Source organism: Pseudarthrobacter sp. NKDBFgelt (assembly GCF_046097905.1).
Taxonomy (GTDB): domain Bacteria; phylum Actinomycetota; class Actinomycetes; order Actinomycetales; family Micrococcaceae; genus Arthrobacter; species Arthrobacter polychromogenes.
Genome location: NZ_JBJURL010000009.1, coordinates 42,333 through 58,917 on the forward strand (window position 1 = coordinate 42,333; position 16,585 = coordinate 58,917).

13 protein-coding genes are annotated in these 16,585 nt (G+C 65.9%); 11 read left to right on the forward strand and 2 right to left on the reverse strand.

All coding sequences use genetic code 11. The features are described from left to right. Positions 1–3 precede the first annotated feature (3 nt). The 5 genes from ACKAE7_RS04040 to ACKAE7_RS04060 all read left to right on the forward strand — a co-directional run bounded on the left by ACKAE7_RS04040 (position 4) and on the right by ACKAE7_RS04060 (position 5,631). Positions 4–1,284 (forward strand): sugar ABC transporter substrate-binding protein, encoded by a 1,281-nt coding sequence (locus ACKAE7_RS04040; protein ID WP_191035461.1) that lies wholly within the window; start codon positions 4–6, stop codon positions 1,282–1,284. A gap of 9 nt (positions 1,285–1,293) precedes the next feature. Then, positions 1,294–2,229 (forward strand): carbohydrate ABC transporter permease, encoded by a 936-nt coding sequence (locus ACKAE7_RS04045; protein ID WP_188812126.1) that lies wholly within the window; start codon positions 1,294–1,296, stop codon positions 2,227–2,229. Next, positions 2,229–3,158 (forward strand): carbohydrate ABC transporter permease, encoded by a 930-nt coding sequence (locus tag ACKAE7_RS04050; protein ID WP_408978571.1) that lies wholly within the window; start codon positions 2,229–2,231, stop codon positions 3,156–3,158. The genes ACKAE7_RS04045 and ACKAE7_RS04050 overlap by 1 nt, the downstream gene beginning before the upstream one ends. After that, the gene (locus tag ACKAE7_RS04055) at positions 3,155–3,877 is read left to right on the forward strand and encodes a hypothetical protein (protein WP_400620491.1); all 723 of its coding nucleotides are present in this window, start codon (positions 3,155–3,157) and stop codon (positions 3,875–3,877) included. Before ACKAE7_RS04050 ends, ACKAE7_RS04055 begins: the two co-directional genes overlap by 4 nt. Before the next feature lie 65 nt (positions 3,878–3,942). Then, positions 3,943–5,631 carry an alkaline phosphatase D family protein gene (locus ACKAE7_RS04060; protein ID WP_408978572.1) on the forward strand — a complete coding sequence of 563 codons (1,689 nt, stop codon included), beginning with the start codon at positions 3,943–3,945 and terminating at the stop codon, positions 5,629–5,631. Here the strand turns inward: ACKAE7_RS04060 and gdhA are convergent. Beyond that, a complete protein-coding gene (gdhA, locus tag ACKAE7_RS04065) occupies positions 5,628–6,965 on the reverse strand; it encodes an NADP-specific glutamate dehydrogenase (protein WP_408978573.1) in 1,338 nt (445 codons plus the stop codon). The genes ACKAE7_RS04060 and gdhA overlap by 4 nt on opposite strands. 204 nt (positions 6,966–7,169) lie before the next feature. On the opposite strand from gdhA, the gene ACKAE7_RS04070 reads away from it, so the two are divergent. From ACKAE7_RS04070 to ACKAE7_RS04080, 3 genes are all read left to right on the forward strand, one after another. Beyond that, the gene (locus ACKAE7_RS04070) at positions 7,170–7,817 is read left to right on the forward strand and encodes an AmiS/UreI family transporter (protein ID WP_408978574.1); all 648 of its coding nucleotides are present in this window, start codon (positions 7,170–7,172) and stop codon (positions 7,815–7,817) included. A gap of 69 nt (positions 7,818–7,886) precedes the next feature. Next, positions 7,887–9,797 carry an alpha-amylase family glycosyl hydrolase gene (locus ACKAE7_RS04075; protein WP_408978575.1) on the forward strand — a complete coding sequence of 637 codons (1,911 nt, stop codon included), beginning with the start codon at positions 7,887–7,889 and terminating at the stop codon, positions 9,795–9,797. 110 nt (positions 9,798–9,907) lie between these two features. Then, a complete protein-coding gene (locus ACKAE7_RS04080) occupies positions 9,908–10,765 on the forward strand; it encodes a prephenate dehydratase (protein ID WP_188812112.1) in 858 nt (285 codons plus the stop codon). Here ACKAE7_RS04080 and ACKAE7_RS04085 read toward each other — a convergent pair. Next, positions 10,747–12,654 (reverse strand): FAD-binding monooxygenase, encoded by a 1,908-nt coding sequence (locus ACKAE7_RS04085; RefSeq protein ID WP_408978576.1) that lies wholly within the window; start codon positions 12,652–12,654, stop codon positions 10,747–10,749. The two genes, ACKAE7_RS04080 and ACKAE7_RS04085, sit on opposite strands and share 19 nt — an antisense overlap. Before the next feature lie 221 nt (positions 12,655–12,875). On the opposite strand from ACKAE7_RS04085, the gene ACKAE7_RS04090 reads away from it, so the two are divergent. The 3 genes from ACKAE7_RS04090 to hpaE are packed head-to-tail and all read left to right on the forward strand — an operon-like array spanning position 12,876 to position 16,573. Continuing rightward, positions 12,876–14,363, forward strand: coding sequence for a fumarylacetoacetate hydrolase family protein (locus ACKAE7_RS04090; protein ID WP_190612644.1), 1,488 nt, complete (start codon positions 12,876–12,878; stop codon positions 14,361–14,363). Continuing rightward, complete coding sequence (locus ACKAE7_RS04095) at positions 14,356–15,036, forward strand: GntR family transcriptional regulator (protein ID WP_188812106.1); 681 nt, start codon at positions 14,356–14,358, stop codon at positions 15,034–15,036. Before ACKAE7_RS04090 ends, ACKAE7_RS04095 begins: the two co-directional genes overlap by 8 nt. 22 nt (positions 15,037–15,058) lie before the next feature. Further along, on the forward strand, positions 15,059–16,573 hold the full coding sequence (gene hpaE, locus ACKAE7_RS04100) for a 5-carboxymethyl-2-hydroxymuconate semialdehyde dehydrogenase (protein WP_191035469.1): 1,515 nt from the start codon (positions 15,059–15,061) through the stop codon (positions 16,571–16,573). Positions 16,574–16,585: the final 12 nt, after the last annotated feature.

Consider the following 16,585-nt stretch of genomic DNA (forward strand, 5'->3'; position numbering starts at 1 on the left):
GCAATGAAGCGCACAACCCTCGCCGCCATCGCCCTGGCAGTGACAGCAGGACTTGGCCTGACCGGCTGCGCCGGCGCCGCCGGTCCCGCGGAACCCCAAAGCCAGGACGGCAAAACCCGCCTGACGGTATCCGTGTGGAACTACGAAGGCACACCGGAATTCAAGGCCCTGTTTGACGGCTACGAGGCCGCAAACCCGGACGTCGACATCGAGCCCGTGGACATCCTCGCGGACGACTACCCGCAGAAGGTGACCACCATGCTGGCCGGCGGGGACACCACCGACGTCCTGACCATGAAGAACGTCATCGACTACGCCCGCTACGCCAACAACGGCCAGCTCCAGGAAATCAACGGTGTGGTGGACACCGTGGGCAAGGACGATCTTGCCGGACTGGACGCGTTCGACATTGACGGCAAGTACTACGCGGCGCCGTACCGGCAGGACTTCTGGCTGCTCTACTACAACAAGGAGCTGCTCAAGGCCGCCGGCGTCGAAGAGCCCAAGGACCTGACCTGGGATGAGTACACCGCGCTGGCCCAGAAGCTCACCACCGAAGAGGGCGGCAAGAAGGTCTACGGCACCTACCACCACATCTGGCGCTCGGTTGTGCAGGCCATAGCGGCGGCACAGAACAACGGTGACCAGATCAGCGGTGAGTACGGCTTCTTCGAAGACCAGTACAACACCGCACTGGAGCTGCAGAAGAGCGGTGCCACCCTGGACTTCGGAACGGCCAAGAGCCAGAAGACCAGCTACCGGACCATGTTCGAAACCGGCCAGGCCGCCATGATGCCCATGGGAACCTGGTACATCGCCGGCGTCCTGCAGGCCAAGAAGGACGGCAAGACAGACGTTGACTGGGGCCTGGCTCCCTTGCCGCAGAAGGACTCCAACGGCAAGGTATCGACGTTCGGCTCACCCACGGCCTTCGCCGTCAACAAGAACGCCGCGCACTCCGAGGAAGCCAGGAAGTTCATCGAATGGGCTGCCGGTGAAGAAGGCGCCAAGGCCATCTCCAAGATCGGTGTGGTCCCGGCCCTGCAGAACGACGCTGTCACGGACACCTACTTCCAGCTCGAGGGCCTGCCCACGGATGAGTTGTCCAAGAAGGCGTTCTCTCCCGACGAAACCGCGCTGGAAATGCCGGTCAGCGACAAGTCTGCCGCCACGGACAAGATCCTCAACCAGGAGCACGACCTCATCATGGTGGGCGAACGCTCCGTGGCAGACGGCATCACCGAGATGGGCAAGCGCGTCAAAAGCGAAGTCCTCGGTCAGTAACAGGCAGCCATGACTACTGAAACACTTCCTCCCGTTGCCCCGGCTCCAGCACCTGCCCACAGCCGGGGCAACCGGAAGCAGGCGCGGCGCAACACGCTGATCGGGTGGACGTTTATCCTTCCGAACTTCCTGGGCTTCCTGGCCTTCACCCTCATCCCCGTAACCGCGGCGTTCGCCCTCTCCTTCATGGAGTGGACCTCGTTCACGGCGCCCCGCTGGGTTGGGCTGGAAAACTTCCAGCGCATGTTCCAGAGCGACACATTCTGGGTGGCGCTGCGCAATACCGTGGTCTACGCCCTGGGGCACGTCCCGCTCACCATGGCCCTGGCGTTGGTCCTCGCTTTGCTGCTGAACCGAAAGCTCAAGGGCATCGGTTTCTTCCGGGTGGCAATCTTCTTCCCCTACATCACCTCCCTGGTAGCGGTGGCGGTGGTCTGGAACATGCTGTTCAGCCCGGACAACGGACCCATCAACCAGTTCCTGAACGTTATCGGCATCGCCGAAACCCCCGGCTGGACCTCCAGCTCCGACTGGGCCATGCCCGCCGTCATCATCACCAGCGTCTGGCGTGACATGGGGTACTACATGATCCTGTACCTGGCCGGCCTGCAGGCCATCCCCACCGAACTCTACGAAGCAGCGGAAGTTGACGGCGCCAGCCCCTGGCAGCGCTTCTGGAACGTCACCATCCCCTCCCTGCGGCCCACCACGTTCTTTGTGGTGGTGATGCTGACGGTCTCCAGCTTCAAGGTGTTCGACCTGATCGTGGTCATGACCAACGGCGGACCGGGACGCGCCACAACCGTGCTGTCCCAGCTCATTTACCAGGAGGGCATCGGCGAAGGGAAGTTCGGATACTCGTCCGCCATCTCGCTGGTGCTGTTCGTCATCGTCCTCACGGTCACCGTCCTGCAGTTCAAGATCCAACAGCGGAGGGAACGCTGATGACCAACATGGCCGAAGACCTCAAGGCTGAGGCGCCCTTCGCCGGGGAGGGCCTGGCACCCGCTCCGGAAGACCGCCGTCGTACGCAGCGCGACTCGCCACGGGAACGGAAGAAGCGCACCACCGACGCCGTCATCTACGGCGTGCTCGTGGTGCTGGTGGCGGCACTGATGGTGCCGTTCATCTGGATGGTGTCCTCCTCGCTTAAGGAGAACAACCAGGTCCTCACGGTGCCGATCCAATGGATTCCGAGTGAATTCGTCTGGAGCAACTACACGGACATCTGGACCCGGATCCCCATGATGGGGTACCTGCAGAACTCGCTGTACCTCGCTGTCATCATCACGTGCCTGCAGGTCCTCACCGGTTCGCTGGCGGCCTACGGCTTCTCCAAGGTGCGCTTCCCCGGCCGGGACGTGCTGTTCCTCGCGTACATCGGCACCATCGCCGTGCCGTGGCAGGCGTACATGGTGCCGCAGTACATCATGATGCAGAACCTGGGCCTGACCAACAGCTTTAACGCCCTCATCCTGTTGCAGGCCTTCGGCGCGTTCGGCGTGTTCCTGATGCGGCAGTACTACTTGACCATTCCGGACGAGCTCTGCGAGGCCGCCCGGATTGACGGCCTGAGCGAGTACGGAATCTGGGCCCGGGTGATCCTGCCGCTGTCCAAACCGGCACTGGCCAGCCTGGCGCTACTGACGTTCGTGAACACCTGGAACGACTACATGGGCCCGTTCATCTACCTCACCAGCAACCGCCTCTGGACCGTCCAGCTGGGCCTGCGTTCCTTCGTGGGCCAGTTCGATGCCGAGTACGCCATGATCATGACCGGTTCCGTGATCTCCGTGATCCCCATCCTGGTGATCTTCCTGGTGGGCCAGCGCTACTTCATCCAGGGCATCGCCACGAGCGGCATGAAGGGATGACCTCCGTGGCGCAGCACCCCACCCGTTCCCGGCGGCGCGGCCTGGCCGGACGCCTTCCCAGCCCCGGATTTGAAACCTTCGGCGGCATCTTCGGCTTCGTCTACACCTTCCTGGCCGGGAACGTCCTGCTGGCCCTGGCGAACGCGCCGCTGGTGCTGTGCCTGGCCCTGGTGGCGGACCCCATCGCCGCCTGGCCGTTCTTCCTTGCGCTTTCGGTGACCGTTCCGCCGTCGCTCGCCGGCCTGTTTGCCTCCTTCCAGGCATTGAACGACGACGGCGCCGCGGTTAAGCCGGTTGCATCCTTCCTCAGGGGCTACTTCGGCGGTTTCCGGCGGGCCGCCCCGCTGGGGCTGGCCGCCGTGGCAATACTGCTCTTCCTTGGCGTGGACCTGGCGGTCACCCTGTCCATGCCGGCAGCGGCCGTGCTGGTTCCCGTCATCGTGGTGGCTGCCGCCGTCACCGTGGCCGTCACCGTAACGGCGAGCGCCGGCGTCGTACTCTTGCCCGAAGCGGGACTCAAGGACCTGCTCAAGGCAGCCCTCTACCTGTGCGTGCAGCGCTGGTACCTGAGCATTGCCGCGCTTGTCCTGCTGGGCATCATCGCCTCTGCCGCGCTGCTGCAGCCCGTGCTGGGCGTGGCCCTGGCGCCGGCCCCGCTGCTCTTCGTGGTGTGGAGCAACTCGGCCTACGCTTTCCACGCGGCGCTCCGCACTCCCTAGCTGCGAATTCCCCAGCTGCGGATTTCCCCATAGCCGGAGCGGGTTCCAGCAGGTACAACTGAAAGATGACTACCCCAGAGCTGGTGCTAGGCCCCATGATGCGGTACGTGGACCAGACCTCGGCGAGCATCTGGGTGGAAACCCGGGACAACGCCCGTGTGACGGTGGCCGCCGGTGCCGGGCAGTGGGAAGCCCGGACCTTCGCCGTCCACGGCCACCACTACGCGCTGGTGGAAGTGGACGGGCTGGAGCCCGGATCCGTGACTCCCTACACGGTGGCAGTCAACGGAGTACCGGTGTGGCCTGAGCCCGGGACGGGGTTCCTGCCGCCGGTAATCGCCACCCTCAAACCCGGCAAGCCGCTGCGCCTGGCCTTTGGTTCCTGCCGCACCAGCGTCCCGCACGACGGGCCCGGAAACCGGAGCCACGGCGTGGACGCCCTGCGGGCCTACGCCCTGGAGATGAGCTCCGGCGGCAAGGAGCCCTGGCCGGACCTGGTGGCGTTCCTCGGGGACCAGGTTTACGCCGATTCCACCAGCGAACAGATGCAGGAGTTCATCAAAGCCCGGCGGGACATCACGGAGCCTCCCGGCGAGGAGCTCAAGGATTTTGAGGAATACGCGCACCTCTACAACCTGGCCTGGTCCGACCCCGCCAACCGGTGGCTGCTGTCCACCCTGCCGAGTGCCATGATCTTCGACGACCATGACATCCGTGACGACTGGAACGCGTCGCGGAGCTGGCGGGAGGCCATGTCCAAAACCACTTGGTGGCACGGACGGATCGTGGCGGGCCTTGCGTCCTACTGGGTGTACCAGCACCTGGGAAACCTGTCCCCACAGGAGCGGGCCGCGGATGTGATCTGGCAAAAGATTGCCTCCCACCGCGGGGACAGCGAACCAGACATCAGCACTGAATTGGACAGTTTCGCCGAACGGGCCGACCAGGATCCCGAAACCTACCGGTGGAGCTTCTGCCGCGACTTTGGCGACACCCGGCTGCTCGTGGTTGATTCCAGGGCTGCCCGGAACCTGGACCCGGAGCACCGCGCCCTGCTGGATGATGCGGAGATGGACTGGCTGGACGCCCGGATGCGCGGCGGTTTCCGGCACCTGCTGGTGGCAACGTCCCTGCCGTTCCTTCTGCCCATGGGCCTGCACCACCTTGAGGCCTGGGACGAGGCAGTCTCCGAAGGCGCCTGGGGCAGGCTCCCGGCGCGGTTCGGCGAAAAACTGCGCCAGGCCGTGGACCTGGAGCACTGGGGCGCCTTCCAGGAGAGCTTCCGGCGGGTTGCCGCGATGGCTGAGGACGTGGCCGACGGCGGCCGCGGACCTGCCCCGGACAGTGTCACCTTCCTGTCCGGGGACGTGCATTTTTCCTACGTCTCCGAGGTGGAGAGGACTGCGGGCAGCCGCATCATCCAAGCCGTCTGCTCGCCCATCCGCAATCCACTCCCGCGGGTGATGCGGTCCTTCGGGGCCGTGATGTCCTACGGCCTGGCCACGCCGATCGGAGCGTTGGCCGCGCGCTCAGCCAAGGTCCCGGACCCGCCGTTCCGCTGGTCCGGGATCAAAGGCCCATGGTTCGACAACAACCTGGCCTGCCTCGAAGTGGTGCCGGAGGGACTGAAGCTGTGGTGGCAGCGGGGCGTCGTGGAGGGAGGCGACAACCTCAACCCGCGCCTGGAACGCGTGGCGGAACTAACGGTCGCTCCCCGCAGGACGGCGGGGAATGCTGCCGTTGCACCGCCCTAGATCAGGCCCTGTGCCAGCATCGCGTCGGCCACCTTCACGAACCCGCCGATGTTGGCGCCGAGAACGTAGTTGCCCGGGTCACCGTACTCGTCGGCCGTGGAGGCGCACCGGTGGTGGATGCCCACCATGATCTCCGTGAGCCGCTCCTCAGTGTGCTCGAAGGACCACGAATCACGGCTGGCGTTCTGCTGCATTTCCAGCGCAGAGGTGGCCACCCCGCCGGCGTTTGCCGCCTTGCCGGGGCCAAAAAGCACGCCGGCGTCCTGGAAGACTGACACGGCCTCGCGGGTGGACGGCATGTTGGCGCCTTCCCCGATCGCAATGAGCCCGTTGCGCACCAGCCGGGCGGCAGCATCGCCGTCGAGCTCGTTCTGCGTGGCGCAGGGCAGCGCCACGGAGGCTTCCACATCCCAGACGGAGCCGCCCTCCACGTAGGAGACGCCGGCGCGGCGTTCGGCGTAATCCTTGAGGCGGCCGCGTTCCACTTCCTTGACTTCGCGGAGAAGCGCGACGTCGAGGCCCGCCTCATCCACCACGTAGCCGGAGGAATCGGAGCACGCCACCGCGGTTGCACCCAGGGATTGGGCCTTGGCGATCGCGTTGATGGCCACGTTTCCGGAACCGGAGACCACCACGCGCTGGCCGTCAAATGATGCTCCGCGGGTCTTCAGCATCTCCTGGGTGAAGATGACCGTTCCGAAGCCGGTGGCTTCAGGCCGGACCAGGGATCCGCCCCAGGAAATGCCCTTTCCGGTGAGGACGCCGGATTCGTAGCGGTTGGTGATGCGCTTGTACTGGCCGAAGAGGTACCCGATCTCCCGCCCGCCCACGCCGATGTCGCCGGCCGGGACGTCGGTGTATTCGCCGATGTGCCGGTACAGCTCGGTCATGAAGGACTGGCAGAACCGCATCACCTCGCCATCGCTGCGGCCGCGGGGGTCGAAGTCCGAGCCGCCCTTGCCGCCGCCGATGGGCATGCCGGTGAGGGCGTTCTTGAAGATCTGTTCAAAGCCCAGGAACTTGACGATGCCCAGGTAGACCGAGGGGTGGAACCGCAGGCCGCCTTTGTACGGGCCCAGCGCCGAGTTGAATTCCACCCGGAAACCGCGGTTGATCTGCACCCGGCCGGCGTCATCGGTCCAGGGGACACGGAAAATAATCTGGCGCTCCGGTTCGCAGAGCCGCTCCAGGATGGCGGCCTCAAGGAACTCGGGGTGCCTGTCATGGACGGGGCCCAGGCTTTCAAAGACCTCAACTACTGCCTGATGGAACTCCGTTTCACCGGGGTTCCGGGCCAGGACTGTGTCCCTGATGGCCTCCAGCCGTGCATCCATGAACTTTTCCTTACCGTGGGCGTACTCCGGAACTGCCGCACGGAGGGCGGCATCGTCCCAAACAGTTTACGTTTCAACCTAACCAATTACGACCGGGCGCTGTTAGGCCACCCCAAAACAATGCCCTATTCTCCGTATTGTGACAAAAACATTCCACTCTATGAGACTTTCAGTGGTTGTCTTCGCAGGCACGGGGGCGTCCTGATGCCGTACGTCTGCCTCCTTCTCTCCGGTGCGGCGCTGCTGGTCAACGGCCTCGCCATCCTGGGGCACCTGCCCCGCCGCGACGCAGCCGTCCTGGGCCTGGTGGTGGGAACCGTGCAGCTGGCGCTCGGCGCCGTCGTGCTGTCCCTGGGCGGTGCGGCCGGCGCGGCGCCAACGGCCGCCGGGATCCTCCTGTTCGGGCTGACCTACGCCTATGGGGGCCTGGACACCCTGCTGGACCTTGGGTCGAAGGGCGTGGGCTGGTTCTGCGGGATGGTTGCGTTCGTTGCCGTGCTGCTTGCTTTCTTATGGCTTCCTGCCGATCCCCTGCTCTCCGTGCTGTGGCTGGCGTGGGCGGTGCTCTGGGGCCTCATGTTCGCCTCCCTGGCCCTGGGCAGGAGCGGGCTGGACCACTTCATGGGCTGGGCACTGGTCCTGGCAAGCCAGGTGACCGCCACGGTGCCGGCCTTCCTGGGAATGGCCGGGCTCTGGCCGCACAGCGCCCAGGTTGCCGCCGGTGCCGCCGGCCTCCTTGGGCTTCTGTTCCTTGCCGCGGGGGTACTGGCCCGGCGGCGGACTGCGGGCGAATGGCGCGCAGCGGATAAACCCGGCACGCTGGCCGCCCTGCCACGGGACGCACGGCGCTAGCCGCCGTGGCATACTGCCGTAACCAGTCCCTGCCGGATCCGCCGGCTGGTGGTCCGGAAGGGGTTTTCAATGCAGGATTCCGTCATGGTGGACGAAACGGTGCGGCAGCACGTCCTCGATGCTCTCGCGCAGGCGGACCTCACCGCGGATCCTGACTTCCGGCGGAGGTTCGACGCGCACTTCCCTGACCTGTACCGCCTGTTCCGGTCCCTGTACGAACCCCGGCAGGACTGGCTGGACCAGCTCATTGCCCTGGTGGTGGAGAGCGCCCGCTCGTGGCAGGAGCGCCCCGCCGACCTGAAGGCCCTGGACGCCCAGCGGGAAGCAGACAGCAACTGGTTCCTGTCCAACACCATGCTGGGCGGCGTCTGCTACGTGGATCGGTATGCGGACAGCCTGGACGGGCTCCGAACCCAGATCCCGTATTTCAAGGAACTGGGCCTGACCTACCTGCACCTGATGCCGCTGTTCCTTGCTCCGGAGCCACACTCCGACGGCGGGTACGCGGTTTCGAGCTACCGCCAGGTCAACCCGAAGCTGGGCACCATGGAACAGCTCCGCAACCTCGCGGCTGAGTTCCGCGGCCACGGCATCAGCCTGGTGGTGGACTTCATCTTCAACCACACCTCCGACGAGCACGAGTGGGCCAGGCGTGCCGCTGCCGGCGACCCGAAGTACAGCGACTACTACTGGATTTACCCGGACCGGACCATGCCGGACGCCTTCGAGCAGAACGTGCGCGAGATCTTCCCGGAGAACCACCCTGGGTCCTTCGTCCACATGGAGGACGGCCGCTGGGTGTGGGCCACCTTCCACACGTACCAGTGGGACCTGAACTACGCCAACCCGGAGGTGTTCCGGGCGATGGCCGGGGAGATGCTGTTCCTGGCCAACCAGGGCGTGGACATCCTGCGGATGGATGCGGTGGCGTTCATCTGGAAGCAGCTGGGCACCCCATGCGAAAACCTGCCCGAGGCCCACATCCTCCTGCAGGCCTTCAACGCCGTGTGCCGGCTGGCCGCCCCCTCGCTGCTGTTCAAGTCCGAGGCAATCGTGCACCCGGACGAGGTGGCACTCTACATCGACCCCGCCGAATGCCAGCTCTCCTACAACCCGCTGCAGATGGCGCTCATCTGGGATTCCTTGGCCACCCGGGACGTCTCGCTCCTGGCCCAGGCGCTGGAGCGGCGGCACAACATTCCCGCGGGCACCTCCTGGGTGAACTACGTCCGCAGCCACGACGACATCGGCTGGACCTTCGCGGACGAGGACGCCGCCGAGCTGGGCATCAACGGCTTCGACCACCGCCGCTTCCTGAACTCCTTCTACGTCAACCGTTTCCCCGGCAGCTTCGCCCGCGGCGTGCCGTTCCAGGACAACCCCAAGACCGGTGACTGCCGCATCTCAGGGACGACCGCGTCACTGTGCGGCATGGAGGTGGAGCCGGCTGAGGCGGTGGAGCGGATCCTCCTGGCCCACTCGGTGGCCTTCAGCACCGGCGGCATCCCCCTGCTGTACCTCGGCGACGAAGTGGGGCAGCTCAACGACGACGGGTATGCGAAAGAGGAAGGGCACGACGCCGACAGCCGCTGGGTGCACCGGCCCCACTATCCGGAGGAGCAGTACGCCCGGCGGCACGATATTTCCACGCCGGAAGGTGCGGTGTACGCGGGCCTGAAGCGGATGATCGAGGTCCGCGGCGCTGCTCCTGAACTTGCGGGAACAACGCTCCTCGATTTCGGTACCCACAACCGGAGCGTCCTGGCCTACCAGCGGCCGGCAAGTGCGGCCGACGGCGGGGAGACGAGAATCCTGGCCCTCGCCAACTTCAGCGACGAACCCCAGACCCTGCCCGCCGAAACCTTCTCCGGTTTCTCAGGCGCCGCCGTCGACCTTCTCTCCGAAGCCGCGCTGCAGCTGGACGAGGGCGTCACGCTCCTCCCCCGCCAGTACCTCTGGCTGCGCGTCACCCCCGTTTAACCCCGCCCCTTCCCAACTAGGTAGCGCTAAGTGTCGTTTTGACCGCCCAAAACGACACTTAGCGCTACCTAGTTGGGCCCGCGGGCACGGGACGTGAAACCATACGGATCATGGCCCAGAAGATTGCGTACCAGGGTGAGCCCGGCGCCAACTCCAATATCGCGTGCAAGCAGATGTTCCCGGACATGGAAAGCGTGCCCTGCGCGAGCTTCGAGGACGCGTTTGAACTCGTGGCCAGCGGCGAGGCGGAGCTGGCCATGATTCCCATCGAGAACTCCATTGCCGGGCGGGTGGCGGACATCCACATCCTGCTGCCCCAGTCCAACCTGCAGATCGTGGGGGAGTTCTTCCTGCCCATCCACTTCGACCTGCTGGGCATCCCGGGCAGCACCATCGAGGGTGCCACGGAGGTCCACAGCCACATCCACGCCCTGGGACAGTGCCGGAAGCTCATCCGCGAGCACGGCCTCAAGCCCGTCATCGCCGGCGACACCGCAGGGTCCGCAAGGGAAGTGGCCGAGTGGAACGATCCGCGCAAACTGTCCCTGGCGCCGCCGCTGGCCGCGCAGATCTACGGCCTGGACGTCCTGGCCTCCCGGGTTGAGGACGACCCCTCCAACACCACGCGCTTTGTAGTCCTGGCCCGGGAGAAGGAGCTGCCGGCCCGCGATGAACTCTCCGGACCGGCAGTCACCAGCTTCGTGTTCCGCGTCCGCAACGTCCCCTCAGCTCTGTACAAGGCACTGGGCGGCTTCGCGACGAACGGGGTGAACATGACGCGGCTGGAAAGCTACATGGTGGGCAACGAGTTTGCCGCCACCATGTTCATGGCCGACGTCGAGGGCCACCCCGAGGACCTGCCGCTGAAGCTGGCCCTCGAGGAGCTGGACTTTTTCACCACGGAGGTGCGGATCCTGGGCGTCTACGCCGCTGCCGAATACCGGACGGGTCAGACCGTCAACGGCTGACCGGCCGGACGGCTTTTGAGGAGCGGCCCGAAGAACTCCGCCAGTTCGGTGGTGGCCGTCAGCGGCAGGACGTTCGCCACGTACTGGTCCGGCCGCACCACCACCACAACACCCCCGCGGTCCAGGCCCCGCAGCTCGAAGATGTCAGCCTTGGGGTCGGTGCCATAGACCTTCTCGTAGTCCGTCAGCCTGAACGGGCCCACCTGCGGCTTGAAAACCGCCGGCACTGCGTTGATGTCCAGCTCCGTGTGGGGCTGCTGGTAGACCACCTTCACGTCGAACCACGCGTCAGGATCAGCGTCCGACGGCGTTGCGGCCAGCGGCGATTCCGTCGCCTCCGCGAGCCATGCGGCAAGTTTGTCCGTGGCAGACCCTGAGCCCGGAAGCGCGGGATCGGCGAAGACGTAGATCCGCCACCGGCCGTCCGCCGTGGCGTGGTGGCCCAGGTGGATGGGGTTGGTGTCTCCCACCCGCACCACGGGGGCCGACTTGAACCGCTTGCCCACTGGAAAACCTGCGGCCAGGTCCTGGTGGTCCGGGCTGCCGACAATGAGCGAGGGCGTGTACTGCGTCATGAAGCCGGCCGGGAACTCGGCGGTACTGACGTAGAAGTCCTCGAGATCGGAGGGGTTCTCGAACTCCTCGGGCTTCTTGGCCATCATGGTGGACCACTCTTTGTCGAAGTCGATGAGGTTTTTCGCCACCACCTGCCGCTCCTCCGAGTAGGTGGACAGCAGGCTTTCCGGGCTGCGGCCTTCCAGGACGTGCCCCAGCTTCCAGGCCAGGTTGAAACCGTCCTGCATCGAGACGTTCATTCCCTGCCCCGCCTTCGCACTGTGGGTGTGGCAGGCGTCGCCCGTGATGAACACCCGCGGCGTCCGCGTGCCGCGCTGGTCCGGCAGGACGTCGTCGAACCTGTCCGTCAGGCGGTGGCCCACCTCGTACACGCTGTGCCATGCCACGTTCCGGACATCAAGGGTGTAGGGGTGGAGGATCTCGTTGGCCTGGTGGATGATCTGCTCGATGGTGGTGGCGCGCACCGCACCCTTGTTGTCCGGATCGACCACGCCAAGGTCCACGTACATGCGGAAGAGGAAGCCGCCCTCGCGCGGGATCAGCAGGATGCTGCCCTTCTCGCCCTGGATGGCGCACTTGGTGCGGATGTCCGGGAAGTCCGTGACCGCCAGGACGTCCATGACGCCCCAGGCGTGGTTGGCGGCATCGCCGGCAAGGTGGCAGCCGATCGCGTCCCGGACCTTGCTCCGCGCGCCGTCCGCCCCGATGACGTACTTGGCGCGGACCACCCGCTCCTCGCCCTCGTTCGCCCCGGAGGCGTGCGCGAGCGTTACGGTCACGGGATACTCGCCCTGGCCGGTGACCTCAAGGCCGCGGAACTCGTAGCCGTAGTCCGGCGCCATGCGGGTGGGCGAGTTGGCCATGAACTCCGCGAAGTAGTCAAGGACCCGGGCCTGGTTGACGATCAGGTGCGGGAACTCGCTGATTCCCATCTCGTCGTCCACGGCGCGGGCGCTCCGCACAATGCGCGAATGGTCCGCGGGGTCCGGCTTCCAGAACGCCATCTCGGTGATCCGGTACGCCTCGGCAATGATGCGCTCGGCGAATCCAAACGCCTGGAAGGTCTCAACGCTGCGGGCCTGGATTCCGTCAGCCTGGCCGATGGGGAGCCGTCCCTCCCGGCGCTCGACGATGCGGGTGGTCACGTTGGGGAACTGCGAGAGCTGCGCGGCGGCAAGCATACCGGCGGGCCCGGTCCCGACAATGAGCACGTCAACCTCGTCCGGGAGCTCGGCAGGACGGTTGATGCCGACGCCGGCTGCAGGCTTGATCCGCGGGTCTCCGGATACGTAGCCGTGGTGGTGGAACTGCACGGGATTCCTCACTTCGTTGTGTGGGTGTTCGGCCGAAAAGCGTGTTCGATAATAGAACTTCAGTTTCCATATAAGAAAGCTGTGCGATTGAGCACCACAGTACGCCACCTGTGACGCGGACTACAAGGGTGCTCAGGATGCCTGTAAATTCGGGGTTGACGCGCGGCGCGCGGCGGGGCGATAGTGATCGTATACGATTTCGTACTTCGCAAGGAGAAGCTGTGGAGCAGGTCAACGGAGACACCCTGGCGGCGGCCCGCAAGGTGGTGGCGGTGCACATCAACTACCCCAGCCGCGCAGCCCAGCGGGGGCGCACCCCGGCCCAGCCGTCCTACTTCCTGAAACCGTCGTCGTCGCTCGCTGTGAACGGCGGCGCCGTGGAACGTCCTGCGGGCTGCGAACTGCTCGGCTATGAAGGCGAAATCGCCCTGGTTATCGGCAAGGCCGCCCGGCGCGTCAGCCTCGAGGACGCCTGGAGCCATGTGGCTGCCGTGACGGCCAGCAATGACCTGGGCGTGTATGACCTGCGCTGGGCGGACAAGGGTTCCAACCTGCGTTCCAAGGGTGGCGACGGCTTCACGCCCGTGGGCCCGGCACTGATTCCGGCAGACGCCGTCGACCCCTCCCGCCTGAGCATCCGCACCTGGCATAACGGCGAGCTGGTCCAGGACGACACCACCGAGGACCTGCTCTTCCCGTTTGCCCGGCTTGTGGCCGACCTGTCCCAGCTCCTCACCCTCGAGGAAGGGGACATCATCCTTACCGGAACGCCCGCCGGCGCCTCCGTGGCCAGGCCCGGCGACGTGCTGGAAGTGGAAGTAAGCACGCTCGACGGCGGCCTCACCACCGGGCGCCTGGTCACCACCGTTGAGGAAGGCGCGACGCCGTTCGCAGACTTTGGTGCCGGCCCCAAAGTTGATGACCTGCAGCGTGAGGAGGCGTACGGTTCCCGCGAAGCGGCCGGGCTTCCCGCCCTCGCCCCCGCGCTCTCCCCGGAGCTGAAAGCCAAGCTCGAAAGCGTTGCGACGGCCACCCTGTCCTCGCAGCTCCGGAAGCGCGGGATGGACAACGTCAGCATCGACGGACTGCAGGCCACCCGCCCCGACCGCAAGGTGGTGGGCCTGGCCCGGACACTGCGCTACGTCCCCAACCGGGAAGACCTCTTCAAGACCCACGGCGGCGGCTTCAACGCCCAAAAGCGCGCCATCGATTCCGTCAACGACGGCGAAGTCCTGGTCATGGAGGCCCGCGGCGAGAAGGGCACCGGGACGGTGGGCGACATCCTGGCCCTGCGCGCCCAGGTGCGCGGCGCGGCAGCGATCATTACCGACGGCGGCGTCCGCGACTACACCGCCGTAGCCGGCCTGGAGATGCCCACTTACTTCGCCAACCCGCACCCCGCTGTGCTGGGCCGCCGCCATGTCCCGTGGGACACGGACATCACCATCGCCTGCGGCGGCGCCACCGTCCAGCCCGGCGACATCATCGTGGCCGACTCCGACGGCATCCTGGTGATCCCGCCGGCCATCGCCGAAGATCTGGCGGAGGACTGCATCCGGCAGGAACAGGAGGAAGCCTTCATCTTCGAAATGGTCCAGCAGGGCAACAGCGTTGACGGCCTCTACCCCATGAACGCCGCCTGGCAGGCACGGTATAGGGAGTGGAAAGCGGGCACTGCAGACCCGGAGGCGGGCCACCCGAATGACTGAGACGGTGACTGAACCTTCCGCTGCGGCCGCTGCGGGGAGCAAGTCCGAGCAGGCCTATCAGGCCGTCAAGGCCCGCATTGTCGAGGGCACCTACTCCCCCGGCTACCGCCTGGTTTTGGGGAGCATCGCCAAGGACCTGGGGGTCAGCGTGGTGCCGGTCCGGGAAGCCATCCGCCGGCTCGAAGCCGAGGGCCTGGTGACGTTTGAACGCAACGTGGGCGCCACCGTGGCCGGCATCGATCCGACGGAATACCTCTACACCATGCAGACCCTGAGCATCGTGGAAGGTGCCGCCACCGCGCTGTCCGCCCCGCTGGTTGATTCCGTGGCAATTGCCCGGGCCCGTGCGGTGAACGAGGAGATGCGTGAATGTCTGCACCACTTTGACCCGGTCCGGTTCACGCAGCTGAACCAGGACTTCCACAGCATCCTCTTCGAGCACTGCCCCAACCCTCACATCCTGGACCTGGTCCACCGCGGCTGGAACCGGCTGGCAGCCCTGCGGTCCTCCACGTTCCGCTTTGTCCCCGGCCGCGCCCACGAGTCAGTGAACGAGCACGAGGCGCTGCTCCAGCTCATTGAATCCGGCGCCACCGCCGACGAGATCGAGAAAGCCGCCCGCCTCCACCGCTCCGCCACCCTGGACGCCTACCTGGCACAAAGCAAGCAGTAAACGTACAAGTTAGGACTCAATGATGACGTCTCCCGTAGAAACCCCCAGCACCCATTACGTGCCGCAGGACCTGCCCACCTCCATCCAGCACTACATCAACGGGAAGTTCGTTGACTCCGTGGGAGGCAAGACCTTCGACGTCCTGGACCCGGTGTCCAACACCAACTACGCCACCGCCGCGGCCGGCCAGAAAGAGGACATCGACCTCGCCGTCGCCGCCGCCCGGGAAGCCTTCACCAACGGCCCCTGGCCAAAGATGAAGCCCCGCGAACGCGCCCGCGTCCTGAACAAAATCGCCGACGCCGTCGAGGCACAGGAATCCCGGCTCGCCGAGCTGGAAACCTTCGACACCGGGCTGCCCATCACCCAGGCCAAAGGCCAGGCCCTGCGCGCTGCCGAGAACTTCCGGTTCTTCGCAGACCTGATCGTGGCCCAGTTCGACGACGCCATGAAGGTCCCCGGCTCCCAGATCAACTACGTGAACCGCAAGCCGATCGGCGTCGCCGGCCTCATCACCCCCTGGAACACCCCGTTCATGTTGGAATCCTGGAAGCTCGCCCCGGCGCTGGCCACCGGTAACACGGTGGTGCTCAAACCAGCAGAGTTCACTCCGCTTTCCGCGTCCCTGTGGGCCACTATCTTCAAGGACGCCGGCCTGCCGGACGGCGTGTTCAACCTGGTCAACGGCCTCGGCGAGGAAGCCGGCGACGCCCTGGTCAAGCACCCGGACGTCCCGCTGATCTCCTTCACGGGCGAGACCACCACCGGACAGACGATCTTCCGGAACGCCGCCGCCAACCTCAAGGGCCTGTCCATGGAACTCGGCGGCAAGTCCCCCTGCGTGGTGTTCGCCGACGCGGACCTGGACGCCGCGATCGACTCCGCCCTGTTCGGCGTCTTCTCCCTCAACGGCGAACGCTGCACCGCCGGCTCCCGCATCCTGGTGGAGCGCGCCATCTACGACGTGTTCTGCGAAAAGTACGCCGCCCGCGCCAAGAACATCGTGGTGGGCGACCCGCACGACCCCAAGACCGAGGTGGGCGCCCTGGTCCACCCGGAGCACTACGAGAAGGTGGCCTCCTACGTGGAGATCGGCAAGTCCGAGGGCCGGCTGCTCGCCGGCGGCGGACGCCCGGAGAACCTGCCCGAAGGCAACTACATCGCCCCAACGGTGTTCGCCGACGTCGCCCCGGATGCGCGGATCTTCCAGGAGGAGATCTTCGGACCCGTCGTGGCCATCACCCCGTTTGACAATGACGACGAGGCCCTCGCCCTGGCGAACAACACCAGGTACGGGCTGGCCGCCTACATCTGGACGCAGAACCTGACCCGGGCGCACAACTTCTCGCAGAACGTGGAGGCTGGCATGGTGTGGCTGAACAGCCACAACGTCCGTGACCTGCGCACCCCGTTCGGCGGGGTCAAAGCCTCCGGGCTCGGCCATGAGGGCGGCTACCGCTCCATCGATTTCTACACCGACCAGCAGGCCGTCCACATCACCCTCGGTACCGTCCACACCCCCAAATTCGGAGCCTGAACCGCCACCCCC